Source organism: Streptomyces sp. NPDC046939 (assembly GCF_040644575.1).
Lineage (GTDB): Bacteria > Actinomycetota > Actinomycetes > Streptomycetales > Streptomycetaceae > Streptomyces.
Genome location: NZ_JBEYWV010000014.1, coordinates 97145 through 122158 on the forward strand (window position 1 = coordinate 97145; position 25014 = coordinate 122158).

The window sequence follows — 25014 nt, forward strand, 5'->3', positions numbered from 1 at the left end:
CATGGAAGAACGTAGGGACACGGTGTACCCGTACCTCGTCGAGGCCGCCGCCGAGGCCGCCCGCGTCGCGGCGGGGGTCGGCGCGGGAGCGCTCGACGCCCCGTCGGGCTGCGGCGACTGGGACGTGCGCACTCTCGTCAACCACTGGGTCGTCTACAGCTCGCACGGCATGGAGCACCGCGCCCGGCGCCTGCCGTTGCCCGAGGAGCTGACCGGCCGCGACTTCACCGCCGACGCCGACTGGGCCGCGGGCTTCGCCGCCGCGCTCGACCGGGCCGTGGCCGCCTGGGCGGAGCCCGACGTCTGGGACGGCGAGATCGACCTCGGGTTCGCGCGGCAGCCCGCACCCGAGGTCGCCACCATGCTGTGGGCCGAGCTCGTCCTGCACGGCTGGGACGTCGCCCACGCCACCGGCCAGGAGTTCCGTCTGTCGGACGGCGCCGCCGCGCTGCTGCTGCACGTCGTGGAGAAGAACGCCGCGCTGTACCGCCAGTACGAGGGGTTCGCCGACCCGGCCGAGGTGGGGTAGGACGCCTCGGCCTACGAGCGGGCGCCGGCCCTGAGAGCCTGTCTTTGAACCCCCGCCTGCGCCCCGACGCCCGGCACGCACGCTCGCCGCACGGAGCCCCAGGACAGGTGGCTCCGCCACATGACCTGCGCCTCCGCACGCCGATCGCACGCACCGACCGCCGCTTCGCCCGCGCGTCGCGCGGACGACGGGGGTTCAAAGACAGGCTCTCAGCGGGCGCGACCCCGCCGGGACCACGGCGCCGGTCACGGGCTGACGGAGTCGGCGTGCTCGCCGCGCCACGCGTCGCGGCGGGCCCACCGCACCGCGGGGCCCACGCCCAGGCCCGCCGCGACGAACAGCGCCCCGAGCACGGCCCAGCCCGCCGCGCCGTGTTCGATCGCCGTCACCGTCACCAGAGCGGGCGCGGCCATGGTCGCCGCGGCCTGCCCGGAGTTGAAGACGCCCTGGTAGACGCCTTGCGCGCGGGCGTCCGCCAGGCCGTAGCCGACGGTCCAGCCGCCTGCCGCCGACAGGACCTCCGCGAGCACCTGCACCACGGCACCCACCACCAGGACGGTGAGCGCCCACAGCGGCGACAGCCCCGCCGTGCAGGCGAACACCGCGCACGCGAGGGCGAGCAGCAGCCCCGAGCGGCGCATCGCCCGCACCGCGCCCGGCAGGTCCTCCACGCCGCGCGTCGCCCGCACCTGGAGCAGTGCCACCAGCGCGCAGTTGAGGACCATGAGGAGCGCGGCGGACCAGCGCGGCGCGTCCGTGTGCCGGACGATCCACAGCGGCAGGCCCACCCTTAACAGGCTGTACTGGAGGGCCAGTACGGCGTTCAGGACCGTCACCCCCAGGTACGGCAGATCGCGGACCGCCCGCAACGGGCTCTCCACGCGCGCGTGGCCAACCGTCCGCCGCCCCGCGCCCCCGGGCAGCCGGAGCACGAGCACGGCGGAGACGACGAACGCCACCGCGTCGACCAGGATCAGCGCCGTGTACCCGGCGCGGCTGTCCGCCTGGAGCGCGAGCGCGCCGAACGCGCCGCCCGCGCCCATGCCCACGTTGGTCACCATGCGCAGATGCGCGCGGCCCTCCACGCGCGTGCGCGCGGGGAGCACATCGGCGTAGAGCGCGTTGCGCACCCCCATGCTCGCCTGGCACAGCGCGGCGTACCCGATCGCCGCCGCCAGGAACGAGGCGTAGGAGCCGATCACCGTGTACGCCGCGAGCATCACCCCGCACCCGGTCCAGAGCGCGGCCAGCACGGGCCGGCGCCCCCACCGGTCCGAGGCCCACCCGGCGGGCACCCCGGCCGCGATCCCGAACAGGCCCGCGACGGTCAGACCGACCCCGACCGAGGTGGCGCCGAGGCCGATGACGCGCGTGAAGTACAGGACGCTGACCGGGAAGAACAGTCCGCGTCCGAAGGCGTTGAGGAGGGTGAACAGGGACAGGCGCAGCAACAGCGGGTCGGTGGGCAGCGTCCCGAGGAAGCGCGTGGCGGCCGGGGACTTGTGACGGACGTCGGTCGGCGAAAGGGTCATGGCCCCCAGCGAACCGGCCGCCCTCACCCGGGGACATTCCTTTAGCCTGAGACTAAAGGGTGGCGGGAGACGGTACGACGGGAGCCCCGGGGAATGATCGAGTTCCGTTTCGTCGTGGGTGACCTGGCCCGTACGTCGTTCGCGTACTCACCGCTCCAGGAGGCGGTCTACTCCCTGCGCTGCTGGCGCGACCCCGCCCGCTACCCGCACCAGCGCCCCTGGCTGCGCCGCCTCGCCCCCGCCTTCCGCCGCCAGGACACCGAGGTGCTGACCGCGCTGATCGCCCCGAGCCTGTGGATCCCGGACTTCCTCACGCCGCGCCCCGACCGCCCGCGACCGGTCTTCGCCCAGCAGCTCAAGGCCCTCGGCGCCACCCCGCCGCACACCCTGGCCGCCGACTTCACGGCCGCGTACGCCGGTGAACCCCTGCCTCCCGTCGTCCGCGCGGGCCTGGCCGACCCCGCCGCGCTCCTCGACCGCATCGTCCGCGCCCTGACGGCGTACTGGGAGGACTGCCTGGCCCCCGACTGGTGGCCGCGCGTCCACACCGTGCTGGAGTCCGATCTGGCGTACCGCGGGAAGGTGCTGGCCGAGGAGGGAGCGGGTGGTCTCTTCGCGAGCCTCGACCCCCGGCTGACGTGGAACGGCGAAGTCCTGACCCTGGTCAAGAAGTTGGACCGGCACCCCTGGTCCGAGGCCGACATCGAGATCGGCGGCCGGGGCCTCGTCCTCGTCCCCACCCTGTTCGCCGTCGGCGCGCACACCAACATCGACCCGGTGCTCCCGCCGCTGCTCTGCTATCCGGCGCGGGGCCGCGCCACCATCTCCGAGACCCCGCCCCCGGCCACCGACGAGGCCCTGACCCGTCTCCTCGGCGCCTCGCGCGCCCGCATCCTCCACCTCCTCCGGGACCCCGCCTCGACCACGGAGCTGGCCCACCGCCTCGCCGTCACCCCGGGCGCGGTCAGCCAGCACCTGGCGATCCTGTACGACGCGGGACTCCTGACCCGGGCACGCAGCGGCCGGAGCGTGCGCTATGCGCGGAGCGAGCTGGGGGAGCGGCTGTGCGGGGCGAGGTGACCGGCCGGGCCTCAGGCCCCGATCGCCGTCAACTCCCGTACGCACGCGTCCTGGTAGCGGTGCAGCAGGACCCCGGCCACCTCCGGCGCCGGGCCCAGGACATCGGCCAGGGCGTCCGCCTCGGCCGCACCCCGCGCGATCCGGTCGGGGAGGCGGCCGGGGGCCAGGACGTACGGGGCGACGGCGACGCGTTCGCAGCCCAGGGCGCGCAGTTCGCGTACGGCGTCCTCCGTGCGGGGCAGGGAAGCGGAGGCGAACGCAGGCCGCACGGCGCACCAGCCGGTGTGCCGCCACTCCCGCGCGATGTCAGCGATCACTGCGATCGCCTCCGGGTCGGAGGAGCCCGCCGAGGCCAGGACGATCCCGGTCGTGGGCTTGTCGGCCGGGGTGAGCCCGGCCTCGTACAGGCGGCGTTCGAGGGCCGCGAGGAGGAGCGGGGAGGGGCCGAGGACGTCGGCCTGGCGGATGCGGAGCGTGGGCGGGGCCTCGCGCAGCACCGACGGGATGTCCGTCTTCGCGTGGAAGGCGCGGGTCAGGAGGAGGGGGAGGGCGACCACGTCGCGGACGCCCTCCGCCGCCAGGGACCGGAGCACCCCGGGCACGGACGGGACGTTGAACTCCAGGAACGCCGTCTCCACCCGGACCCCCGGCCGCTGCGCCCGTACCTCGCGCACGAGGGCGTGCACGGTCGCGGCGTGCCGCGGGTCGCGGCTGCCGTGGGCGATGACCAGGAGGACGGGGGGAGTGTGGCGCATGGGTGGCTCAGTTCTTCACGAGGAGGCCGCGACCGCGCAGGACGCGGCGCTCCAGCGGGCTGAAGATCAGCATGTCGATGACGATGCCGACGATCAGGATGAGCAGGATGGCCATGAACACCATGGCCATGGACGAGTTGTTGCGACCATTTTCGAGGAGCTGGCCGAGGCCGATGCCCAGGTCGGGGGAGGACGCGATGATCTCCGCCGCCATCAGCGAGCGCCAGGAGAACGCCCAGCCCTGCTTGAGCCCGGCGAGGTAGCCGGGCAGCGACGCCGGAAGCACGATGTGCCACAGGCCGCGCACACCCGTCGCGCCCAGGGTGCGGCCCGCGCGCAGGAACAGCGGCGGCACCTGGTCGACGCCGGAGACGAGCCCGTTGGCGATCGAGGGGACGGCGCCGAGCAGGATCACCGCGTACATCATCGAGTCGTTCAGGCCCAGCCAGATCACGGCCGGCGGCACCCACGCCACCGAGGGCAGCGACTGGAGCCCGGAGAGGATCGGGCCGATCGCCGCGCGCACGAACTTCACGCGCGCCACAAGGAGTCCGAGCGGCGTGCCGATGATCAGGGCGAAGAGGAAGCCGAGCAGGCCGCGCGAGACGCTCGTCCAGATGTAGCCGAGCAGTTCGCCCTTGAGCCAGGCGGTCCGCACCTCGTCCCAGACGTCCGACGGCGCGGGCAGCTTCGTCGGATCGTCGACGATCTTGAAGGAGATCAGCGCCTGCCAGACCACGAGCACGACGAGGACCGCCGTGACAGGCGGCAGGACCTTCTCCCGCAGGGTGCGGGTGAAGGGGACGCGGCCGTCGTCCTTCGTCTCCAGCGCGTCGAGCCCCGCCTCCAGGCCCGCGAGATCGTCCTTGCGGGGCCGTTCGTCGACGGCCGCCGTCGGTTCAGTCCTTGCCATGACGGCGGATCTCCCCACGCAGTTGTTCGGTGATCTCGACGGAGAGCTCCGCGACCTCGGCGTCCTCGATGCGGCGCGGCTGCGGGATGCCGACCGTCCACTCGCGCGCGATCCGGCCGGGACGGGAGGAGAGCAGCACGACGCGCTCCGCCAGTCGCACCGCCTCGCGCACGTTGTGCGTGACGAACAGGATGGAGACGTTCGTCTCCCGCCAGATGCGGGTCAGCTCGCCGTGCAGCACGTCCCGCGTGATCGCGTCGAGCGCCGCGAACGGCTCGTCCATCAACAGCAGCCCGGCGTCCTGCGCGAGGGCCCGCGCGAGCGCGACCCGCTGGCGCATGCCGCCGGACAGCTCGTGCACGCGCTTGCCGTACGCGTCCTGGAGCCGGACCAGTTCGAGCAGCTCCTCGGCGCGGGTGCGCCGTTCGTTCTTCGCCACGCCCCGCAGCTTCAGGGCGAGCTCGATGTTCTTGCCCGCGGTCAGCCACGGGAACAGGGCGTGCTCCTGGAACATCAGGGCGGGCCGCCCGTCCGTCGCGATGGTGCCCGCGGACGGCCGGTCGAGCCCGGCCACCAGATTGAGCAGCGTCGACTTGCCGCACCCCGAGGCCCCCAGGAGCGTGACGAACTCGCCCGGCGCGACATCGAGCGTGATGTCGTCCAGGACGAGCTGGGGGCCCGCCGGTGTGGCGAAGGACTTCGAGACGTGCTCGATCCGGGCCGCCCGGCCGCCCGTCGGGGCGGCGGGGTCACCCGCCTTGGCGAGAGTCGTCGCCATGGTCGTCACCTCCTGGGATCTGTATAACTCGGCGGACTCGCGCGCTACTTGACGCCGAGACCGGCGTCGTCGACCTTGGCGCCGCCCTCGGCCGCGAGGACCTTGTTGAGCGGCTTCAGGTCGTAGATCCCGGCCAGGTCGGGCTTGTCCAGGAGACCCGCCTTGACCGCGTGGTCCGCCTCGGAGTCGAGGGTCGAGGCCAGCGGGTCGTCGGTGAACTCGATCGACTTCCACGCCGGGTCGAGCACCTTGGCGGGCAGCGCCTTGCCGGAGGCCGACTCCAGCTCCTTGTTGGCGACGGCCTTCGCCTCGTCGGGGTTGGCCTTGATCCACGCGTTGGTCTTCACGGAGCCGCGCAGCACGGCCTCGACCACGTCCGGGTGCGCCTTGAGGAACTTCTGCGACACGATGACGTTCGTGATCACGAACTTCTTGCCGGGCCACAGGTCCGCCTCGTCGAGCAGCACCTTGGCGCCCTCGGCGACCAGCTTCGACGCGGTCGGCTCGGGCACCCAGGCGCCGTCGATGGAGCCGGACTTGTAGGCGTCCGGGGTGATCTTGTTGTCCGTGCGGACCACGGACACGTCGCCCTTGCCGGAGTTGGCGTCGACCTTCCAGCCCTTCTCGGCGATCCAGTTCAGGAGCGCGACGTCCTGGGTGTTGCCGAGCTGCGGGGTGGCGATCTTCTTGCCCTTGACGTCGTCCAGGGTCTTGATCTTCTTCGGGTTCACGACGAGCTTGACGCCGCCGGAGGCCGAACCGGAGACGATGCGCAGCGACTTGCTCTTCGACTTGGTGTAGCCGTTGATCGACGGCGAGGGGCCGATCCAGCCGATGTCGATGGAGCCGGAGTTCAGCGCCTCGATCTCGGAGGGCCCGGCGTTGAAGATCTGGTACTTCGCCTGCGTGCCCTTGAGCTCCTTCTGGAAGAAGCCCTTCTGCTTGCCGACGAGGGCGGTGCCGTGGGTCAGGTTCCCGAAGTAGCCGATCTTGACGGTGTCCGCGGAGAGCGCCTCGCCCTTGGCGGAGACGTTCTCCTTGGACTTGTCGTCGCTGTCCGAGCCGTAGCCGCAGGCCGTCGCGGTGAGCGCGAGGAGCGGGAGCGCGGCGACGGCGACGAGGCCGCGGCGCTTGAGGGTCGATCGGTTGGCAGGCACGGGAGGTGTTCCTCTCGTTGGCCCGGCGGTCACGCGCTCAGGGCGTGGCCGGGAGGTCGGCAGGTCTACGTCTTCGACGAACGGCGTGGGGGGCGAGGGCGCGCGGGCAGTGCGCGTACGTCAGCACGCACATCGCCCGACCCCGCCCTGTCCGCTGCCGAGGGCGCCGCTGCCGACACGGCCGCCCTCCTTGGCGAACGTGCCGTAGTAGTCGAAGAGGGTCATGTCAGAAGTCCCAGCCGTCCTCGTCGGCGCCGGCGTCGGCGGCGTCCGCGGCCGGCTTCTCGGCGGTGGCGAAGGACTCGCCGGCCATGCCCGCGGCCAGCGTCGTCCCGTCCGCCGGGTCGATCAGCAGGAAGGAGCCCGTGCGCCGGGAGTCGGCGTAGTCGTCGAGCGCGAGCGGCTCGGCGGTGCGCACCTTGACGCGGCCGATGTCGTTGGCGACGAGCTGCCCCGGCTCGGGGTGCTGGGAGAGGTCGTCGAGCGTGAGCCGCGACGGGATCTCCTTGACGATCGCCTTGACCGTGCGGGTGGTGTGCTTGAGCAGCACCCGCTGGCCGACGGCGAGCGGTGTGTCCGCGACGTGGCAGACGGTCGCCTCGATGTCCTGCGAGGTGGCGGGCGCGTCGTCGCTCGGCACGATCAGGTCGCCGCGCGAGATGTCGATGTCGTCCTCCAGGAGGACGGTGACGGACTGCGGCGTCCACGCGACGTCGACCTTCTGGCCGAGCAGGTCGATCCCGGCGATCCTCGACGTGCGCCCGGACGGCAGTACGGTCACGGACTCGCCGACGCGGAACGTGCCCGCGGCGATCTGGCCCGCGTAGCCGCGGTAGTCGGGGTGCTCGGGCGTCTGCGGGCGGATCACGTACTGCACGGGCAGGCGCGCGTGGCAGCTGGTGAGGTCGTGGCTGACCGGCACCGTCTCCAGGTGCTCCAGGACGGTCGGGCCGGGGTACCAGTCCATGTGCGCGGAGGGCTCCACCACGTTGTCCCCGGCGAGCGCCGAGATCGGGATGGCGGTGATCTCCGGGACGCCGAGGCCCGCCGCGTACGCGGTGAACTCCTCGGCGATGGCCGCGAAGACGCTCTCCTTGTAGTCGACGAGGTCCATCTTGTTGACGGCGAGGACGACGTGCGGGACGCGCAGGAGCGCGGCGACGGCGGCGTGGCGGCGGGTCTGCTCGATGACGCCGTTGCGCGCGTCGACCAGGACGACGGCGAGGTCGGCGGTGGAGGCGCCGGTCACCATGTTCCGGGTGTACTGCACGTGGCCGGGGGTGTCGGCCAGGATGAACCGGCGCCGGGGCGTCGCGAAGTAGCGGTACGCCACGTCGATGGTGATGCCCTGCTCGCGCTCGGCGCGCAGGCCGTCGGTGAGCAGCGCGAGGTCCGGCTCGGCGGCGCCGCGCGAGCGCGAGGCGTGCTCGACGGCCTCCAGCTGGTCGGTGAGGACCGACTTGGAGTCGTGCAGGAGGCGGCCCACGAGGGTGGACTTGCCGTCGTCGACGGAGCCGGCGGTGGCGAACCGCAGCAGGGTCGTGGCCGACAGGCCCGCCAGCTCTTCGGCAGCAGTGGACGTGCTCATGGTTAGAAGTACCCCTCGCGCTTGCGGTCTTCCATCGCGGCCTCGGACATCTTGTCGTCGGCGCGGGTGGCGCCCCGCTCGGTGAGGCGGGAGACGGCGATCTCGGCGATGACCTTCTCGATGGTCGTCGCGTCGGAGTCGACGGCGCCGGTGCAGGACATGTCGCCGACGGTCCGGTAGCGCACGAGCCGCGTCTCGACGCTCTCGCTCTCCTTCGGGCCGCCCCACTCGCCGGCCGTCAGCCACATGCCGTTGCGTTTGAAGACCGGGCGCTCGTGGGCGTAGTAGATCTCGGGCAGCTCGATGTTCTCGCGGGCGATGTACTGCCACACGTCCAGCTCGGTCCAGTTGGACAGCGGGAAGACGCGGACGTGCTCGCCGGGCGCGTGGCGGCCGTTGTAGAGCTGCCACAGCTCGGGGCGCTGGCGGCGCGGGTCCCACTGCGAGAACTCGTCGCGCAGGGAGAACACGCGCTCCTTGGCGCGGGCCTTCTCCTCGTCGCGGCGGCCGCCGCCGAACACCGCGTCGAACCGTTCCGCCTGGATCTTCTCCGTCAGCGGGAGCGTCTGGAGCGGGTTGCGGGTGCCGTCCGGGCGCTCCTTGAGGACACCGCGGTCGATGTAGTCCTGCACGGAGGCGACGTGCAGGCGAAGGCCGTGCTCGGCCACGACACGGTCGCGGTATGCAAGGACCTCGGGGAAGTTGTGCCCGGTGTCGACGTGCAGGAGCGAGAAGGGGATCGCCGCCGGGGCGAACGCCTTCAGCGCCAGGTGCAGCATGACGATCGAGTCCTTGCCGCCGGAGAAGAGGATCACCGGCCGCTCGAACTCGCCCGCCACCTCGCGGAAGATGTGCACCGCCTCGGACTCCAGGGCGTCCAGGTGGCTGAGGGCGTACGGGCTGTCGGTCTCCTCGGAGACGGTCACTACGGTCGTCATGCGGCGAGACCCCTTTCGGTGAGCAGCGCGCGGAGCGCGGCGGCGGACTCCTGCACGCTCTGCTGGTGCGACTCGATGCGCAGGTCGGGCGAGTCGGGCGCCTCGTACGGGTCGTCGACCCCGGTGAGCCCGGAGATCTCGCCCGCGGCCTGCTTGGCGTAGAGCCCCTTCACGTCCCGCTCGGAGCAGACCTCCACGGGGGTGGCGACGTGCACCTCCAGGTAGGCGGTGCCGCCCGCCTGGTGGCGCTTGCGCACCGCCTCGCGGCTGTCGGCGTAGGGGGCGATCACCGGGACGAGCGTCAGCACGCCGTTGCGGGCGAGGAGTTCGGCGAGGAAACCGATGCGCTGCACGTTGGTGTGGCGGTCCTCGCGGCTGAAGCCGAGGCCCGCCGAGAGGAACTCGCGGATCTCGTCCCCGTCGAGGACCTCGACCCGGTGCCCCTCGGCGCGCAGCGTCCTCGCCAGCTCATTGGCGATGGTGGTCTTGCCGGCGCTCGGCAGACCCGTGAGCCAGATCGTGGCTCCGGTCACGTGTTTCTCCAAGGTCTCTGTGTGCTGCGGGGTCTCGCTCGCCCCGGCCGGGGGGTTCGTCGCCTCAGCCATGGATGCCGCACTCGGTCTTGGCCCGGCCCGCCCAGCGTCCGGCGCGGGCGTCCTCGCCCTCCAGGAGGCGGCGGGTGCACGGGGCGCAGCCCACGGAGCCGTAGCCGTCCATCAGGAGCGGGTTGGTGAGTACGCCGTGCTCGGCCACGTAGGCGTCCACGTCGTCCTGCGTCCAGCGGGCGATGGGGGAGATCTTGACCTTCTGCCGCTTCTCGTCCCAGGCGACGACGGGCGTGTTCGCGCGGGTCGGGGACTCGTCGCGGCGCAGCCCCGTCGCCCAGGCGGCGTACTTGGTCAGCCCTTCCTCCAGGGGCTTGACCTTGCGCATCGCGCAGCACAGGTCGGGGTCGCGGTCGTGCAGCCTCGGGCCGAACTCGGCGTCCTGCTCGGCGACGGTCTGCCGGGGCGTGAGCGTGATGACGTTGACGTCCATCACGGCCTCGACGGCGTCGCGGGTGCCGATGGTCTCCTCGAAGTGGTAGCCGGTGTCGAGGAAGACGACGTCGACGCCGGGCAGGGCGCGGGAGGCGAGGTGGGCGACGACCGCGTCCTCCATGGACGAGGTCACGCAGAACTTCCGGCCGAAGGTGTCGGCCGCCCACTGGAGGATCTCCAGGGCGGATGCGTCCTCCAGGTCGCGCCCGGCCCGCTCGGCGAGCGCCTTCAGCCCGGCCGTGTCCGTGGGGACCTGAGCCGTCGTCATATCTGTTCCCTCCCGCCGTCGTTGCGTCGCAGTCCCTGGGCCAGGAGCCCGAGGAACTTCAACTGGAAGGCCCGGTTGCATGCCCCGCATTCCCAGGCGCCGTGCTTTCCCTCGGCGGCCTCGCTCGGCCGGAGGTCCTCGTCGCCGCAGTAGGGGCAGTAGAAGGGGGCGGCGCGCTCGCTCACGACAGGGCCTCCTCGGAGGCGCGGGTCGTCCAGGCGGCGAACCGCTCGCCCTCCTCGCGCTCCGCCTGGAAGCGCTTGAGGACCCGCTCGATGTAGTCCGGCAGCTCGGCCGCGGTGACCTTCAGGCCGCGGACCTTGCGGCCGAACCCGGCCTCCAGGCCGAGGGCGCCGCCGAGGTGCACCTGGTAGCCCTCGACCTGCTCGCCGTTCGCGTCGAGCATGAGCTGGCCCTTGAGACCGATGTCCGCGACCTGGATACGGGCGCAGGCGTTCGGGCAGCCGTTGAGGTTGATGGTGAGCGGCTCGTCGAACTCGGGGAGGCGGCGCTCCAGTTCGTCGATGAGGGTGGCGCCGCGCTGCTTGGTCTCGACGATGGCGAGCTTGCAGAACTCGATGCCGGTGCAGGCCATCGTGCCGCGCCGGAACGTGGACGGGCGGGCGGTCAGATCGAGCGCCTCCAGCCCCTCCATCAGCGATTCGACCCGGTCCTGCTCGACGTCGAGGACGATCATCTTCTGCTCGACGGTGGTGTGGACGCGGCCCGAGCCGTGCGCCTCCGCCAGATCGGCGATCTTGGTGAGCGTGGCGCCGTCGACGCGGCCGACGCGCGGGGCGAAGCCCACGTAGAAGCGGCCGTCCTTCTGCCGGTGGACGCCGATGTGGTCGCGCCACTGCGAGGAGGGCTGCGCGGGGGCGGGCCCGTCGATGAGCTTGCGGCCGCCGAGGTACTCGTCCTGAAGGACCTGGCGGAACTTCTCCGCGCCCCAGTCGGCGACGAGGAACTTCAGGCGGGCACGGGTGCGCAGACGGCGGTAGCCGTAGTCGCGGAAGATCGAGATGACGCCCTCGTACACGTCCGGCACGTCCTCGATCGGCACCCAGGCGCCGAGCCGCACGCCCAGCTTCGGGTTGGTGGAGAGGCCGCCGCCGACCCACAGGTCGAAGCCGGGGCCGTGCTCGGGGTGGACGACGCCGACGAAGGAGACGTCGTTGATCTCGTGCACCACGTCCAGGAGCGGCGAGCCCGAGATGGCCGTCTTGAACTTGCGCGGCAGGTTCGAGTACGCCGGGTTGTTCAGGACGCGGCGCTTGATCTCCTCCAGGGCGGGCGTGGCGTCGATGATCTCGTCCTCGGCGATGCCCGCGACCGGTGACCCGATCATGACACGCGGGGTGTCGCCGCAGGCCGTGACGGTCGACAGGCCGACGGCCTCCAGGCGGTTCCAGATCTCGGGCACGTCCTCGATCCGGATCCAGTGGTACTGCACGTTCTGCCGGTCGGTGATGTCGGCGGTGCCGCGCGCGAACTCCTGCGAGATCTCGCCGATGACCCGGAGCTGCCGGGTGGTCAGGCGCCCGCCGTCGATGCGCACGCGCAGCATGAAGTACTCGTCGTCCAGCTCCTCCGGCTCCAGGACGGCCGTCTTGCCGCCGTCGATCCCGGGGCGGCGCTGGGTGTACAGGCCCCACCAGCGCATACGTCCGCGCAGATCGTTGGGGTCGATGGAGGCGAAGCCGCGCTTGGAGTAGATCGTCTCAATGCGTGTCCGCACATTGAGACCGTCGTCGTCCTTCTTGAACTGCTCATTGCCGTTGAGCGGCGTGAAGTGGCCTACGGCCCACTGGCCCTCGCCGCGGTGACGGCTCACCTTGCGGCGGGGCGCGGCGGCAGCGGGCTTCTCAGGGTTGGCAGCCATGGGTAAACGTCCTTCAGGCAGGCTCAGTGCGGCTCTGACCGGCACACTTCGCGCTAGGGCGCGGCGGTGCGCTGGGGCATCAGGTGGAGCGGGAAGTCGGCGGTGCTGGTTCTCTCAGCGCGCCGGACAGATGGCGCTGGACATGCGGCCGTAGTCGACGTGGCGTCGACTCACCAAGGCGGTTCCAGCAGTAGACATGACGGAAGCGTGTCATGGGACTTTGGGCCCGGTCCACCATCGTCCGCCATATGGACGCGTATGTCCCACATGCTGGACGATGGTGGCGTCGGTCACATTCCGTGTGGTCAGACGGCGGGGAACGCCCCCGGCCACGGGCCCGGAGCGGCCACGTCCGGCTCCTCGCCGGTCTCCGTGCGGAACAGACGGAAGCCCCGCCGCTGATAGTTGGCCATCGCGTGCTCCCCGTCGAGGCTGCACGTGTGGAGCCACACCCGCTTCGTCGGCGGCAGCTCCGGCCACCGCCCGGCCAGGTCCCAGGCGCGCGCGACGCCCTCCGACAGCAGATGGCCGCCGATGCGCCGCCCCCGGAACGCCGGGATCAGCCCGAAGTAGACGATCTCCACGACCCCGCCGTCCCGCGCGGCCAGCTCGACGTACCCGGCCGGCGTCCCCCTGTCGTAGGCGACCCACGTCTCCGTGCCCGGCCGCGCCAGCTCCTCCTCCCACCGCGCGTACGACCAGCCGAGCCGGTCGGTCCACCGGATGTCGCCGCCCACCGACGCGTACAGGAAGCGGCTGAACTCGGGGGAGGGCACCTCCGCGCGCACGATCCGGACACCGCCGCCCTCCGGCGGGGCGGCGGGCCGCAGATCGGACGGCGAGGTCTGTTCGAGGGACCAGGTGGTGACGGTGACCGTGCTGTTGCTCATGCGGCCCATGGCACCACAGCGCTTCCCGGTGTCAGTGCGCGGGTGTCCGGGCCCTGCGCACCGCCGGGGCCGTCGAGTGCGGCAACAGGTCCAGCGGGTCGTCCGGCAGCACCACCTCGACCTCCGTGTCCTCCAGGAAGCGGTACGGGCGGTGCGCCAGGAGCCCGCCCAGGTAGCGCCGCACCCGGGACATCTCGGCGCGCACCGTCACCGTCCGCGCCGGGTCCCCGAACAGGTCCTCGGCCAGACCCGACGCGCTGCGCCCCGCCCGGTGGTGGGCCAGCAGGTAGAGCAACTCGGCGTGGCGCGGGCTCAGTTCGTGCGTCCAGGAACCGGCGGGTCCGGCCACCGCCACCGTCCACCGGCGCTTCCGGCTCAGGTCGAGGAGGATGCGGGTCGCGCCGAGCGGCTCCGGGGCGTCGTCCACCATGAGCAGCCAGCCGCCGGGCAGCGGCGCCGCCCGGCACGTGCCGAGCGCGGGGATCCAGCAGCGGCCCTCCGTGAGGGACTTCGGCAGCGCCACCCGGTCCGTCGGCGGAATCCCGGTGACCGCCGCCGTCCATCCGTTGCCGTCGACCGCGAGGGCCCGGCCGTCGATCCGGGCGAGCACCGGCGCCGCCACGGCCCGCAGGCGTGCGAGCGCTCCCATGTGCTGTTCGCGCAGGCGGGCCTCGGCGAGCTGCGCCACCGACCGCACCCAGGACAGGGTCGCCGGATGCATCGTCTCCAGCGGGCCGCTGACGTCGACCACGCCGAGCAGCCGGCCGTCGCGCGGGTCGGTGACGGGCGCGCCCGCGCAGGTCCACGAGTCGTGCGAGCCCACGAAGTGCTCGGCGGAGAACACCTGGACGGGCCGCCCGGTCACCAGCGGCGTGCCCACCCCGTTGGTCCCGACGATGTCCTCGGCCCACAGCGCGCCCACCTCGAAGCCGAGCCGGTCGCCCTTGCGCAGCACCCCCGGATGGCCCTCGCGCCACAGGATCCGGCCGTCGACGTCGCTGACCACCATGATGTGCTGCGCGGCGTCGGCCACCGACACCAGCGCCTCGCGCAGCACCGGCAGGACCGGCAGGAGCGGCGAGGACTGGCGCCGCTCCTCCAGCTCGTCGACGGTCAGGAGGCCGAGGCGGACGTCGCGGTCCGGGTCGACGCCGCCGCGCAGCATCCGCCGCCAGGACTCGCCGATCTCCGGTCTGGGCAGGACGGGCGGCCGCTCGCCGGCGAGCATCGCCTTCCGCACGCCCTTGAGCAGGCGGGACGCGAGCGCCGCGTCCATCGCGGTCAGCCGCGCCAGGTCGATCGTCGTCGCGTCCTTGTTCATGCGTGCACCTCGGTATGCGGAGCGTTACCCCCTATCGTGCACCGCCGGGCGGGTCCGGCGCGGCACTTGTCGCAACGTTGCAACCCCCTGCAACTCTGGCGAACAGCCGTACGGTGTTTGAAACTGGCACCAACGCCGCCTCGGTGGCGTTCAAGCTCCTCATGGGCTTGTTGCGGGGATGGTGCCGTGTCGGCGCAGCACCATCCCCGCGTCACTTCCTCCACCGGGATGTCCCGGTCCGCGTCAGTGCACCGGGCGGGCCCGCTCCACGATCTCCTCCAGCGCCAGGGTGTGCGGCAGCGTGCCGAACGCCGCGCCGCCGTCCCCGCCGAGCCGCGCCGCGCAGAAGGCGTCCGCGACCTCGGGCGGCGCGTACCGCACGAGCAGCGAGCCCTGGAGCACCAGCGCGATCCGCTCCACGAGCCGGCGGGCCCGCGCCTCGATGCCGTCCAGGTCGCCGAGTTCGGTCAGCAGGTCCTTCACGGCGGTGTCCAGGCGGTGGTCGGCGCCGCGCGCCCGGCCCACCTCCATCAGGAACGCGTTGAACGCGGCGGGTTCACGCTGGAGCGCCCGCAGCACGTCGAGGGCCTGGATGTTGCCCGACCCCTCCCACAGCGAGTTCACCGGCGCCTCGCGCAGCAGGCGCGGCATCCCCGACTCCTCCACGTACCCGTTGCCGCCGAGGCACTCAAGGGCCTCCGCGACCATCGGCGTACAGCGCTTCGTCACCCAGTACTTGGCGGCGGGCACCGCGAGCCGCAGGAACGCCCGCTCCCGCTCGTCGCCGTCCTCCGCACGGTCGTACGCCGCCGCGAGGCGCAGCGCGAGGGTCGTCGCGGCCTCCGACTCCAGGGCCAGATCGGCGAGGACGTTGCGCATCAGCGGCTTGTCGACGAGCCTTCCGCCGAACGCCTCCCGGTACGTGCAGTGGTGGACGGCCTGCGCCACCGCCTGCCGCATCAGCGAGGCGGCGCTCAGGACGCAGTCGAGCCGGGTCGCCGCGACCATGCCTATGATCGTGCGGACCCCGCGCCCCTCCTCCCCGACGCGCCGCGCCCACGTCCCGTCGAACTCGACCTCGGCCGACGCGTTCGAGCGGTTGCCCAGCTTGTCCTTGAGGCGCTGGATCGCGAAGGGGTTGCGCGCCCCGTCCGGGAGGACGCGTGGCACGAGGAAGCAGGTGAGCCCGGCACCGGCCTGGGCGAGCACGAGGAACCCGTCCGACATGGGCGCCGAACAGAACCACTTGTGCCCGGTGAGCGTGTACGCCCCGTCCTCGGCGAGCGGCGTGGCGCGCGTCGTGCCGGCCCGTACGTCGCTGCCGCCCTGCTTCTCCGTCATCGCCATGCCGAACAGGGCGCCGGGTTTCTGGTCCGCGGGCCGCAGCTCCATGTCGTAGACGGTCGAGGTCAGCCGCGGCTCCCACTCCGCGGCGAGTTCGGGCTGCGCGCGCAGGGCGGGCACGGCGGCGTGCGTCATGGACAGCGGGCATAGGTGCCCGGCCTCGACCTGCGACCACACGAGAAACGCGGCGGCGCGCCGCACATGGCCACCGGGCCGGTTCCAGGCCGCGGTGAGCCCCGCCGAGACGCCCTTGCCGAGCAGCCGGTGCCAGGACGGATGGAACTCGACCTCGTCGACCCGGTGGCCGAAGCGGTCGTGGGTGCGCAGGACGGGCGGGTACGCGTTGGCGAGCCGCCCCCACTCCTGCGCCTGCGAGGACCCGGCCGCACGGCCCAGCACGGTGAGGTCCGCGCGGGCCTCGGCAAGGACCTCCGGGTCCAGATGCCGTTCGAGCCCCTCCCCGAGCACCCGGTCGGCGGCGAAGACGTCGTACCCCGCGAGCGGCGGGGGCTGATTGGTCACGGTGTGCGTGCTGCCCGACATGCCTGCGAACCTACCCCGGGCCGGGGCGCGGGAACGTGCAGGCCGGGGGCCCGGGGGATGGGTACACCGGCCCGTGGCGGATACCTTTAGGACGTGCAGCCAGCAAGTGAACCCTCCCCACCGCCGTCCGGCCGTCTCCACCGGGCCCGCGTTCTCTACGAGAACGTCTCCAAGCGCCGGACCGCCTGGCTGTTGCTGAAGGACACCGTCAACTCGTGCATGGAGTACCGCATCCTCGGCCTCGCCGCCGAGGCGGCGTTCTTCACGCTGCTCTCCGTCCCGCCGCTGCTGCTGTCCCTCGTCGGCCTGCTCGCCTACGTCGACGCCTGGACCGGCGCCGACACGATCGCGGGCGTCCGGGACAACATCCTGGAGGCGTCCCGCACGGTCCTCACCGACCAGGGCGTCAAGGAGATCGCCCAGCCGATCCTGGACGACGTCATCAAGGGCGGCCGGCCCGACGTCATCTCCATCGGCTTCCTCATCTCCCTGTGGTCGGGGTCGCGGGCGGTCTCCACGTTCGTCGACACGGTCACCGTGATGTACGGGCTCGACGGGGTCCGCGGCATCGTCAAGACCCGCCTCCTCGCCTTCCTGCTCTTCCTCATCGGGCTCGTCGTCGGCTCGGTGGCGCTGCCGCTGATGATCGCGGGGCCGGACGCGGTGATCGGCCTCGTCCCCTGGTCGGAGACGGTCGTCCAGATCCTCTACTGGCCGGTGGTCCTCGTCCTGTCGGTGGCGTTCCTGACCACCCTGTACCACGTGTCAGTGCCCGTCCGCTCCCCGTGGATCGAGGACGTCCCCGGCGCGCTGACCGCCCTCGCGATGTGGGTTCCGGGCAGCTTCCTGCTCCGCCTCTACCTCACCAACACCATCGAGGGCCCCACGATCTACGGCTCCCTCGCCGCGCCCGTCGCGGTCCTGCTGTGGATCGGCGTCTCCGCGTTCGCGGTCCTCGTCGGCGCCGCGGTCAACGCCGCGATCGACCGGGTCTGGCCCTCGGTCGCGACGGCCGCGGCGCGCGCCGCCAACGAGCGGGTCCGCACCGCGACCGCCGCCCACTACCTGGCCCGCGCCGCCGCCCGCTCCGGCTACCCGGACGACCCCGACGAACTGGACGACATCGACGGCGCCGACGACGGCCTGGGCGACCCCGACATGCCGTCGGAGTTCCCCGAACGCTGGTCGAAGTTCCTGCCCCCGGAGGACGTGACGTCCCGCCTGCGCACGCATGCGCGCCGCCAGGGGGACGCGCCGCACGAGCCGGAGAACGAGGACGACTGACGCCGGGGCGCCTCCTTCCGGGCGAGATCCGGCATCCGCGAGCGGCTCACCCCCGTACGCGTCCGTCTACGCTGGCGTCGTGAACGTACTCGCGGGGCTCCTGGAAGGCCCGCCCGGCGACCGCCCCGCGCGCGTCGGCCCGCGGGAGCACCGGTCATGAGCGGCGCGTACGAGGAGTGGGCGAGCCGCGTCCCCGGCGCGGTGCTGTGGACGCGCACCGCCGATCCCGGGGGCGACGCCCATCCCGTCCTGCCCGACGGGTGCATGGACCTGATCTGGAGCGAGGGCCGGCTGTTCGTCGCCGGTCCCGACACGCGCGCGTACGTCTCGGCGGGCGGCGCGGGCCGCCGCTACGCGGGCATCCGGTTCGCCCCCGGCACGGCCCCCGGCTACCTCGGCGTACCGGCCCACGAACTGACCGACACTCGCGCCGAGCTGGCGGACGTGTGGCGGGGTGCCGACGCCCGCCGCCTCACCGAACGGATCGACGGCGCCCCCGACCCGGCCGCCGCACTGGAACGCGCCGCCGTCCGCCTCGCGGCCACCGCAGGACCGCCGGACCCGCTCCTCGCCGGGGTCGTCGCCGCCCTCGCCGAGGGCCGCACCGTCACGGAGACGGCCGAGGCGGCGGGGCTCACCTCCCGCCGCCTGCACCGCCGCTCCCTGGCCGCGTTCGGCTACGGGCCCAAGACGCTGGCCCGCGTGCTGCGCCTGCAACGCGCTCTCGCGCTGGCCCGCGCGGGCACCCCGTTCGCGGAGACGGCGGCCCGCGCCGGATACACGGACCAGGCGCATCTCGCGCGCGACGTGCGGAACTTGACCGGCCGGACGCTCCGGCACCTGGTCTGACCTCAGGCGAACAGGTGCGTCTCGTTCCCGTCCGGGTCGAGCACGATCGCGTACCGCTGCCCCCAGACCGCGTCCCACGGCTTGGCCTCGCCGTGCCGGCCCGCGTCGGTGAGCAGCGCGTACGTGGCGTCGACCCCGGCCGCGTCCCCGCAGTGGAAGGCGAGCGAGATCCGCCCCCGGCCGCGCCCGGCGACAGTTTTTCCCGGCTCCTCCGGGTCGAACATGAGCCTGATGCCGCCGGGCAGCTCGGTCTCCACGTGCGGCAGCTCCTCCGCCCCCTCGGGGAACGTCAGCCCCAGGAGCCGGTAGAAGGCGAGCGAGGCCGCCAGATCACTGGTGGCGATTCCGATGGCGTCCATACGGACGACGATGCTGTCGGTCATGCCCGCACCGTAGGCACCCGTACGCCACCCGGTCTTGTACGAAACGGACGCCCCGCGTCTCCTTGTGCACCGCATCCGGCGGTCGTACAGCGGAGACATGTCCACCGCAACGGCGACCGCCGAGAGCGTGCACCCGGCGAGCCCCGTCACCCTGGAGGCCGACTACGAGCCGGTGCTCTCGCGCTGGCTCTGGCTGGTGAAGTGGCTGCTCGCGCTCCCGCACTACCTGGTCCTCGCCGCCCTCCTCGTGGCCTTCGTCGTCGTGGAGGTGATCGCCTGGTTCGCGATCCTGTTCACGGCCCGCTACCCGCGGGTGCTGTTCGACTTCAACCTCGGGGTGCTGCGCTGGACCTGGCGCGTCTCCTACTACGCCTACGGGAGCCTCGGCACCGACCGCTACCCGCCGTTCACGCTCGCCGCCGTGCCCACGTACCCGGCGCGCCTCGACATCGCCTACCCGGAGCGGCTCTCGCGGGGCCTGGTCCTCGTCAAGGGCTGGCTGCTCGTGGTGCCGCAGTACCTCGTGGTGTCCATGCTCGTCGGCGGCTCCACGACCGGCGGCGGCCTGGCCGCCCTCCTCACCCTCTACGCGGGTGTCGCCCTGCTCTTCACGAACCTGTACCCGCGCGGCATGTACGACCTCAACGTCGGCCTGCACCGCTACGCGGCCCGCGTCCTCGCGTACGGGTCCCTGATGACGGACGTCTACCCGCCGTTCCGCCTGGACCAGGGCGAGCGGGAGCCGCACCTGCCCTGACCTGCGCTCAAGGTCTTGGCACTCGGGGTCTTAGGCTCGAAGGCATGACGCACCTCAGCCAGGCCCTCGCCGACGGCCGGACCCTCGTCCTGGACGGCGGCCTCTCCAACCAGCTGGAGGCCGCCGGGCACGACCTGAGCGACGCGCTGTGGTCGGCGCGGCTGCTCGCGCAGGAGCCCGAAGCGATCGTCGCGGCGCACCGCGCGTACTACGAGGCGGGCGCGGACGTCGCCATCACCGCGAGCTACCAGGCCACGTTCGAGGGGTTCGCCGCACACGGCATCGGGCGCGAGCGCGCGGCCGAACTCATGGCGCTGAGCGTGGAGTTGGCCCGTCGGGCGGCGCGCGAGGCCGGGGCGGACCGGCCGCTGTGGGTGGCGGCGTCGGCGGGCCCGTACGGGGCGATGCTCGCCGACGGCTCCGAGTACCGGGGCCGGTACGGGCTGACCGTGGCCGAGCTCGAACGGTTCCACCGCCCCCGGCTCGAGGTCCTCGCGGCGGCCCGCCCGGACGCGTTCGCCCTGGAGACGGTCCCGGATACGGACGAGGCGCGGGCGCTCCTGCGGGCCGTGCGCGGGCTCGGGGTGCCGGCGTGGCTCTCGTACAGCGTGGAAGGGCGGCGGACGCGCGCCGGGCAACCGCTGGAGGAGGCGTTCGCGCTCGCCGCCGACGCGGAGGAGATCGTGGCCGTGGGCGTGAACTGCTGCGCCCCGCAGGACGCCGACCACGCGGTCGCGGTCGCCGCGCGGGTCACCGGGAAACCGGTGGTCGTCTACCCGAACAGCGGCGAGAGCTGGGACGCGGAGGCGCGCCGCTGGACGGGACGGTCGACGTTCGGCCCCGGACGGGTGGAGCGGTGGCGGTCCGGCGGGGCGCGCCTCGTCGGGGGCTGCTGCCGGATCGGCCCCGACGTGATCACCGAGGTCACCCGGGCCGTCCACGCTTCCTAGGTGTCTTGAGTTTTTTTGGGGCCTCCTGGAATTCCCGGACGAGGTGGCTCCCTACGGCCGGATGTCGAACACCAGCTTGCCCGTGACGTGGCCCGTCTCGCCCTCCGCGTGCGCCTTGGCCGCCTCCGCGAGCGTGTACGTCTGCGCGACGTGCGCCCGCAACTGCCCCGAGGCGGCGAGCGCCGCGACCGCCGCCATGCCCGCCTGGTCGTGCTCGACGAGCATGAAGGTGGCCCGCACACCCAACTCGGCGGCCCTGCCCGGGACCTGGCTCCACTTCTCGGGCAGGATCGACACGAGGATGCCGCCCGGCCTCAGGACCTCCAGGGAGCGCAGGCAGTTCTCGCCGCCCAGGGAGTCGAGGACGACATCGATGTCGCGGGTCTCGGCCGTGAAGTCGGCGGTGCGGTAGTCGATGACCTCGTCCGCGCCGAGACCCCGCACGAGGTCGTGCTTGGCGGTGCTGGCCGTGCCGATGACGTAGGCGCCGCGCGCCTTGGCGATCTGCACCGCGAGGTGCCCGACGCCACCGGCCGCCGCGTGGATCAACACCCGCTGTCCGGGCTGCACTTGGGCGTTGTCGACGAGCGCCTGCCAGGCGGTCAGCGCGGCGAGCGGCAGCGCGCCCGCCTCCACGTGGCTGAGCTGGGCGGGCTTGGGCACGAAGGCGCGGGCGGGCCCGGCCACGTACGCGGCGTGGGAACCGGCGCCGTAGGGGTAGGGCAGCATGCCCATCACCTCGTCGCCGGGGGAGAAGAGGGAGACGCCGAGGCCGACCGCCTCGACGACGCCGGACACGTCCCAGCCGAGCGTGAACGGCGGCGTCCCGAGGAAGAGGCCGGACTCGCGGTGCTTCCAGTCGGTCGGGTTGAGCCCGGCCGCGTGCACGGCGACGAGGATCTGGCCGACGCCGGCCTCGGGGCGGGGCAGCTCGGCCTCGCGCAGCACGCCGGGGTCGCCGAGGGTGTCCTGGGTGAGTGCGGTCATCGTGGGCTTGCCGGTGGTGGTGTCGTTGCTGGTCATGGGGCCAGCCTGCCCCCGGCCGCCGACCTCGGCAATGGCAAGATTGCCATGAACCGATAACATCGTGCCATGCGCTCCGACATACCGATGACCGCCCGGCCGCACCGCGTCGTCACCCTCGCGCTCGACGGGGTCTACCCCTTCGAGCTGGGCATCCCCAACCGGGTCTTCCCGCTGGTGCCGGGCGCGTACGAGGTGGTGACGTGCGCGGCGTCGGAGCAGCGCACGGTGCGCACGGACGCGGACTTCACGATCACCGTCGAGCACGGCCCGGAGGCCCTGGAGAGCGCGGACACGGTGGTCGTCCCGCCCTACGACCTGCGGCGGCTCTCCGCCGACCTGCCGGACGAGGTGCGCGCGGCCCTGGCCCGCATCCGCCCCGGTACGCGGATCGTCTCCATCTGCACGGGCGCGTTCACCCTCGCGGCGGCCGGGCTCCTCGAAGGCCGCACGGCCACCACGCACTGGGCGCTCGCGGACCACTTCCGCACCCTGTTCCCGCACGTCGACCTCAACCCCGACGTCCTGTTCATCGACGACGGCCCGGTCCTGACCTCGGCGGGCGCCGCGTCCGGCGTCGACGCGTGCCTCCACGTCGTCCGCTCCGACCACGGCAGCGCGGTCGCCAACCGGGTGGCCCGGCACTGCGTCGTCCCGCCGTGGCGCGACGGCGGCCAGGCCCAGTACATCGAGCAGCCCGTGCCCGACGAGGGCGAGACCGGCACGGCCGCCACCCGCGCCTGGGCCCTGGAGCGCCTCGACCAGCCGCTGGCCCTGCGCGACCTGGCGGTGCACGCCCGGATGAGTCAGCGCACGTTCGCCCGCCGCTTCCAGGAGGAGACGGGCACGAGCCCCGGCCGCTGGCTGATTCAGCAACGCGTGCACCGCGCCCGCCACCTCCTGGAGACCACCGACCTGCCCGTCGACCGCATCGCGGCCGAGGTCGGCTTCGCCACGGGCACGTCGCTGCGGCAGCACTTGCAGGCGGCGATCGGAGTCTCACCGCGCGCGTACCGCCGCACGTTCCGCAACGAGCCCGCGCCCGCCTGAGCGGGACGCGTCAGTCGGTGGGCCACTCCCACCGCTCGATGTCCCGCAGCCACGCGTGGGCGTTGCTGTCGGACGGCGCCCGCCAATCACCGCGCGGCGAGAGCGAACCACCGGCGGAGACCTTCGGCCCGTTCGGCATCGCGGACCGCTTGAACTGGGCGAACCCGAAGAACCGCTTGCAGAAGTACTCCAGCCAGTGCCGGATCTCCGCCAGGTCGTAGGAGCCCCGGTCCGACTCGGGGAAGCCGGGCGGCCACTCGCCCGCGTCCTTGTCGCGCCAGGCGTGCCAGGCCAGGAACGCGATCTTCGAGGGCCGGAAGCCGTGGCGGAGCACGTAGAAGAGGGTGAAGTCGTGCAGCGCGTACGGGCCGATCTTCGACTCCGTCGACTGGAGCTCCTCGCCGGGGACCAGCTCGGGGCTGATCTCGGTGTCGAGGATCGCGGTCAGGATCTTCCCGGCCTCCTCCCCGAACAGATCACTGCTGACGACCCACCGGATGAGGTGCTGGATCAGCGTCTTCGGCACGCCGCCGTTGACGTTGTAGTGGCTCATCTGGTCGCCGACGCCGTACGTGCACCAGCCGAGCGCCAGCTCGGAGAGGTCGCCGGTGCCGAGGACGATGCCGCCGCGCTGGTTGGCGAGGCGGAAGAGGTAGTCGGTGCGCAGACCGGCCTGCACGTTCTCGAAGGTGACGTCGTACACCGGCTCACCGGAGCTGAAGGGATGGTCCATCTCCTTCAGCATCAGCCGCGCGGTGTCCGTGATGTCCAGCTCGGCGGCGGTGACACCGAGCGCCTCCATCAGCTTGTGCGCGTTGCTCTTGGTGTGGTCACCGGTGGCGAAGCCCGGCATGGTGAAGGCGAGGATGTCGCTGCGGGGCCGCCCGGCGCGGTCCATGGCGCGAGCGGCCACGATCAGGGCGTGCGTGGAATCGAGCCCCCCGGACACCCCGATGACGACCTTCGGGTCACCGATGGCACCGAGCCGCTGCTGCAACCCGGCGACCTGGATGTTGTACGCCTCGTAGCAGTCCTGGGCGAGCCGCTCCGCGTTGGCCGGCACGAACGGGTACCGCTCGACGCGCCGGCAGAGCCCGAGATCCTTCTCGACCGGCGGATCGAGCCGGAAGGAGACGGTACGAAAATCAGCGGTTCGGGCGGCATGAGTACGCCGGTTCTCGTCAAAGGTGCCCATGCGCTGCCGCTCCTGGCGCAGCAGGTCCAGGTCGACGTCGGCGATCGAGGCGCGGTCCCCGTCGGGGAACCGCTCGGTCTCGGCGCAGAGCGCCCCGTTCTCGTAGATCATCGTCTGTCCGTCCCAGGACAGATCGGTGGTGGACTCACCGAGCCCGGCGGCGGCATAGACGTAGGCGGACAGATACCGGGACGACGCGGCACTGCACAGCATCTTGCGGTCATCGGCGCGGCCGACGGTGATGGGGCTGCCGGACAGATTGAGGATCACGGTCGCCCCGGCGAGCGCCGCCTCGGCGGCCGGCGGCACCGGCACCCACATGTCCTCGCAGATCTCCACGTGCACGACGAGCCCCGGCACGTCCTCGGCGGCGAACAGCAGATCGACACCGAACGGCACGTCCTCCCCGCCGACCCGGATCGTCGCCCCGCGGATGTCGTCACCGGGGGCGAGCTGGCGGCGCTCGTAGAACTCCCGGTAGTTCGGCAGGTACGACTTGGGCGCGACGCCGAGGATCCGTCCCTTGTGCACGACGACGGCACAGTTGTAGACGCGCCCCCGGTGCCGCAGCGGCGCCCCGACGACGAGCACGGTCAGCAGATCGGCCGACCCCTCCACGACCCTGGCGAGCGCCCGCTCCACGTCATCGAGGACAGCGTCCTGCAAGAACAGGTCCTCGATGGAGTACCCGGTGAGCCCCAGCTCGGGGAAGACGGCGACCGCCACCCCCTCCTCGGCACATCTGCGCCCCTGGCGCAGGATCGCCTCGGCGTTGGCGGGCGGATCCGCGATGAAGGTCTGGCCGGTGCATGCGGCCACACGAGCGAAACCATGAGCATAAATCGACCGGAAGTTCACCCCTCCATCATGACAACCGGGCGAAACACCTGCGCGCGGGCCCCGCTCGTGCCGAGAAATATGCGCTGGTCCCACGGCCCGGTCTCCCTCACAGCGACGCCCATGAC

The 25014-nt window shown here is 72.4% G+C and carries 24 protein-coding genes; 7 read left to right on the top strand and 17 right to left on the bottom strand.

The annotated features are described in order from the left end of the window. Position 1 precedes the first annotated feature (1 nt). On the top strand, positions 2–529 hold the full coding sequence (locus ABZ877_RS17460; protein ID WP_361071320.1) for a TIGR03086 family metal-binding protein: 528 nt from the start codon (positions 2–4) through the stop codon (positions 527–529). Positions 530–774: 245 nt separating this feature from the next. Here the strand turns inward: ABZ877_RS17460 and ABZ877_RS17465 are convergent, their stop codons facing one another. Further along, the gene (locus ABZ877_RS17465; RefSeq protein WP_361071322.1) at positions 775–2061 is read right to left on the bottom strand and encodes an MFS transporter; all 1287 of its coding nucleotides are present in this window, start codon (positions 2059–2061) and stop codon (positions 775–777) included. A gap of 93 nt (positions 2062–2154) precedes the next feature. Between ABZ877_RS17465 and ABZ877_RS17470 the strand changes: the two genes are divergently transcribed. Then, the gene (locus ABZ877_RS17470) at positions 2155–3141 is read left to right on the top strand and encodes a helix-turn-helix domain-containing protein (RefSeq protein ID WP_361071325.1); all 987 of its coding nucleotides are present in this window, start codon (positions 2155–2157) and stop codon (positions 3139–3141) included. Positions 3142–3152: 11 nt separating this feature from the next. On the opposite strand, the gene ABZ877_RS17475 is transcribed toward ABZ877_RS17470, so the two are convergent. The 13 genes from ABZ877_RS17475 to ABZ877_RS17535 all read right to left on the bottom strand — a co-directional run bounded on the left by ABZ877_RS17475 (position 3153) and on the right by ABZ877_RS17535 (position 16558). Then, on the bottom strand, positions 3153–3896 hold the full coding sequence (locus tag ABZ877_RS17475; protein WP_361071328.1) for a sirohydrochlorin chelatase: 744 nt from the start codon (positions 3894–3896) through the stop codon (positions 3153–3155). 7 nt (positions 3897–3903) lie between these two features. Then, positions 3904–4809: an ABC transporter permease gene (locus ABZ877_RS17480; protein WP_361071331.1), complete on the bottom strand. Its 906-nt coding sequence runs from the start codon at positions 4807–4809 to the stop codon at positions 3904–3906. Continuing rightward, entirely contained in the window at positions 4796–5587 is a 792-nt protein-coding gene (locus ABZ877_RS17485; protein WP_361071334.1) for an ABC transporter ATP-binding protein, read from the bottom strand. The genes ABZ877_RS17480 and ABZ877_RS17485 overlap by 14 nt, the downstream gene beginning before the upstream one ends. A gap of 44 nt (positions 5588–5631) precedes the next feature. Further along, positions 5632–6744, bottom strand: a complete 1113-nt coding sequence (locus tag ABZ877_RS17490) for an aliphatic sulfonate ABC transporter substrate-binding protein (protein ID WP_361071337.1) — start codon at positions 6742–6744, stop codon at positions 5632–5634. 226 nt (positions 6745–6970) lie between these two features. Then, positions 6971–8332 carry a GTP-binding protein gene (locus tag ABZ877_RS17495; protein WP_361071339.1) on the bottom strand — a complete coding sequence of 454 codons (1362 nt, stop codon included), beginning with the start codon at positions 8330–8332 and terminating at the stop codon, positions 6971–6973. A 2-nt stretch (positions 8333–8334) separates the two neighbouring features. Then, positions 8335–9270 (bottom strand): sulfate adenylyltransferase subunit CysD, encoded by a 936-nt coding sequence (cysD, locus tag ABZ877_RS17500; RefSeq protein WP_361071342.1) that lies wholly within the window; start codon positions 9268–9270, stop codon positions 8335–8337. Next, entirely contained in the window at positions 9267–9875 is a 609-nt protein-coding gene (gene cysC, locus ABZ877_RS17505; RefSeq protein ID WP_361071345.1) for an adenylyl-sulfate kinase, read from the bottom strand. The genes cysD and cysC overlap by 4 nt, the downstream gene beginning before the upstream one ends. After that, positions 9868–10578 carry a phosphoadenylyl-sulfate reductase gene (locus ABZ877_RS17510; protein ID WP_361071348.1) on the bottom strand — a complete coding sequence of 237 codons (711 nt, stop codon included), beginning with the start codon at positions 10576–10578 and terminating at the stop codon, positions 9868–9870. The genes cysC and ABZ877_RS17510 overlap by 8 nt, the downstream gene beginning before the upstream one ends. Beyond that, a complete protein-coding gene (locus ABZ877_RS17515) occupies positions 10575–10763 on the bottom strand; it encodes a hypothetical protein (RefSeq protein WP_361071351.1) in 189 nt (62 codons plus the stop codon). The genes ABZ877_RS17510 and ABZ877_RS17515 overlap by 4 nt, the downstream gene beginning before the upstream one ends. Next, positions 10760–12460, bottom strand: a complete 1701-nt coding sequence (locus ABZ877_RS17520) for a nitrite/sulfite reductase (protein ID WP_361071354.1) — start codon at positions 12458–12460, stop codon at positions 10760–10762. The genes ABZ877_RS17515 and ABZ877_RS17520 overlap by 4 nt, the downstream gene beginning before the upstream one ends. A gap of 305 nt (positions 12461–12765) precedes the next feature. Beyond that, on the bottom strand, positions 12766–13350 hold the full coding sequence (locus ABZ877_RS17525) for a GNAT family N-acetyltransferase (protein ID WP_361071356.1): 585 nt from the start codon (positions 13348–13350) through the stop codon (positions 12766–12768). Positions 13351–13381: 31 nt separating this feature from the next. Then, complete coding sequence (locus ABZ877_RS17530) at positions 13382–14671, bottom strand: GAF domain-containing protein (protein ID WP_361071359.1); 1290 nt, start codon at positions 14669–14671, stop codon at positions 13382–13384. Between the two features lie 243 nt (positions 14672–14914). Further along, complete coding sequence (locus ABZ877_RS17535) at positions 14915–16558, bottom strand: acyl-CoA dehydrogenase family protein (RefSeq protein WP_361071362.1); 1644 nt, start codon at positions 16556–16558, stop codon at positions 14915–14917. A 93-nt stretch (positions 16559–16651) separates the two neighbouring features. On the opposite strand from ABZ877_RS17535, the gene ABZ877_RS17540 reads away from it, so the two are divergent. Then, positions 16652–17842 carry a YihY/virulence factor BrkB family protein gene (locus ABZ877_RS17540; RefSeq protein WP_361071365.1) on the top strand — a complete coding sequence of 397 codons (1191 nt, stop codon included), beginning with the start codon at positions 16652–16654 and terminating at the stop codon, positions 17840–17842. Positions 17843–17998: 156 nt separating this feature from the next. Continuing rightward, complete coding sequence (locus ABZ877_RS17545) at positions 17999–18691, top strand: helix-turn-helix transcriptional regulator (protein ID WP_361071368.1); 693 nt, start codon at positions 17999–18001, stop codon at positions 18689–18691. 2 nt (positions 18692–18693) lie between these two features. Here the strand turns inward: ABZ877_RS17545 and ABZ877_RS17550 are convergent, their stop codons facing one another. After that, positions 18694–19074 (bottom strand): VOC family protein, encoded by a 381-nt coding sequence (locus ABZ877_RS17550; protein WP_361071371.1) that lies wholly within the window; start codon positions 19072–19074, stop codon positions 18694–18696. Positions 19075–19171: 97 nt separating this feature from the next. On the opposite strand from ABZ877_RS17550, the gene ABZ877_RS17555 reads away from it, so the two are divergent. Together ABZ877_RS17555 and mmuM are read left to right on the top strand one after the other, a co-directional pair. Further along, positions 19172–19831 (top strand): DUF4389 domain-containing protein, encoded by a 660-nt coding sequence (locus tag ABZ877_RS17555; RefSeq protein WP_361071374.1) that lies wholly within the window; start codon positions 19172–19174, stop codon positions 19829–19831. A gap of 44 nt (positions 19832–19875) precedes the next feature. Continuing rightward, positions 19876–20781 carry a homocysteine S-methyltransferase gene (gene mmuM / locus ABZ877_RS17560; protein WP_361071377.1) on the top strand — a complete coding sequence of 302 codons (906 nt, stop codon included), beginning with the start codon at positions 19876–19878 and terminating at the stop codon, positions 20779–20781. Between the two features lie 51 nt (positions 20782–20832). Here mmuM and ABZ877_RS17565 read toward each other — a convergent pair whose 3' ends face one another. Continuing rightward, a complete protein-coding gene (locus ABZ877_RS17565; RefSeq protein WP_361071379.1) occupies positions 20833–21804 on the bottom strand; it encodes an NADP-dependent oxidoreductase in 972 nt (323 codons plus the stop codon). Between the two features lie 69 nt (positions 21805–21873). Between ABZ877_RS17565 and ABZ877_RS17570 the strand changes: the two genes are divergently transcribed. Beyond that, positions 21874–22854, top strand: a complete 981-nt coding sequence (locus ABZ877_RS17570) for a helix-turn-helix domain-containing protein (protein WP_361071382.1) — start codon at positions 21874–21876, stop codon at positions 22852–22854. 10 nt (positions 22855–22864) lie between these two features. On the opposite strand, the gene ABZ877_RS17575 is transcribed toward ABZ877_RS17570, so the two are convergent. Beyond that, on the bottom strand, positions 22865–24907 hold the full coding sequence (locus ABZ877_RS17575; protein WP_361071385.1) for an NAD(+) synthase: 2043 nt from the start codon (positions 24905–24907) through the stop codon (positions 22865–22867). Positions 24908–25014: the final 107 nt, after the last annotated feature.

What these genes read in the sequence shown, in the direction of transcription:
- ABZ877_RS17470 (WP_361071325.1), top strand. Translation starts at nt 2,155, where the DNA reads ATGATCGAGTTCCGTTTCGTCGTGGGTGACCTGGCCCGTACGTCGTTC.
- mmuM (WP_361071377.1), top strand. Translation starts at nt 19,876, where the DNA reads ATGACGCACCTCAGCCAGGCCCTCGCCGACGGCCGGACCCTCGTCCTG.
- cysD (WP_361071342.1), bottom strand. Translation starts at nt 9,270, where the DNA reads ATGACGACCGTAGTGACCGTCTCCGAGGAGACCGACAGCCCGTACGCC.
- ABZ877_RS17550 (WP_361071371.1), bottom strand. Translation starts at nt 19,074, where the DNA reads ATGACCGACAGCATCGTCGTCCGTATGGACGCCATCGGAATCGCCACC.
- ABZ877_RS17525 (WP_361071356.1), bottom strand. Translation starts at nt 13,350, where the DNA reads ATGAGCAACAGCACGGTCACCGTCACCACCTGGTCCCTCGAACAGACC.
- ABZ877_RS17485 (WP_361071334.1), bottom strand. Translation starts at nt 5,587, where the DNA reads ATGGCGACGACTCTCGCCAAGGCGGGTGACCCCGCCGCCCCGACGGGC.
- ABZ877_RS17530 (WP_361071359.1), bottom strand. Translation starts at nt 14,671, where the DNA reads ATGAACAAGGACGCGACGACGATCGACCTGGCGCGGCTGACCGCGATG.
- ABZ877_RS17535 (WP_361071362.1), bottom strand. Translation starts at nt 16,558, where the DNA reads ATGTCGGGCAGCACGCACACCGTGACCAATCAGCCCCCGCCGCTCGCG.
- ABZ877_RS17460 (WP_361071320.1), top strand. Translation starts at nt 2, where the DNA reads ATGGAAGAACGTAGGGACACGGTGTACCCGTACCTCGTCGAGGCCGCC.
- ABZ877_RS17510 (WP_361071348.1), bottom strand. Translation starts at nt 10,578, where the DNA reads ATGACGACGGCTCAGGTCCCCACGGACACGGCCGGGCTGAAGGCGCTC.
- ABZ877_RS17520 (WP_361071354.1), bottom strand. Translation starts at nt 12,460, where the DNA reads ATGGCTGCCAACCCTGAGAAGCCCGCTGCCGCCGCGCCCCGCCGCAAG.
- ABZ877_RS17570 (WP_361071382.1), top strand. Translation starts at nt 21,874, where the DNA reads ATGCGCTCCGACATACCGATGACCGCCCGGCCGCACCGCGTCGTCACC.
- ABZ877_RS17495 (WP_361071339.1), bottom strand. Translation starts at nt 8,332, where the DNA reads ATGAGCACGTCCACTGCTGCCGAAGAGCTGGCGGGCCTGTCGGCCACG.
- ABZ877_RS17480 (WP_361071331.1), bottom strand. Translation starts at nt 4,809, where the DNA reads ATGGCAAGGACTGAACCGACGGCGGCCGTCGACGAACGGCCCCGCAAG.
- cysC (WP_361071345.1), bottom strand. Translation starts at nt 9,875, where the DNA reads ATGGCTGAGGCGACGAACCCCCCGGCCGGGGCGAGCGAGACCCCGCAG.
- ABZ877_RS17465 (WP_361071322.1), bottom strand. Translation starts at nt 2,061, where the DNA reads ATGACCCTTTCGCCGACCGACGTCCGTCACAAGTCCCCGGCCGCCACG.
- ABZ877_RS17565 (WP_361071379.1), bottom strand. Translation starts at nt 21,804, where the DNA reads ATGACCAGCAACGACACCACCACCGGCAAGCCCACGATGACCGCACTC.
- ABZ877_RS17475 (WP_361071328.1), bottom strand. Translation starts at nt 3,896, where the DNA reads ATGCGCCACACTCCCCCCGTCCTCCTGGTCATCGCCCACGGCAGCCGC.
- ABZ877_RS17555 (WP_361071374.1), top strand. Translation starts at nt 19,172, where the DNA reads ATGTCCACCGCAACGGCGACCGCCGAGAGCGTGCACCCGGCGAGCCCC.
- ABZ877_RS17545 (WP_361071368.1), top strand. Translation starts at nt 17,999, where the DNA reads ATGAGCGGCGCGTACGAGGAGTGGGCGAGCCGCGTCCCCGGCGCGGTG.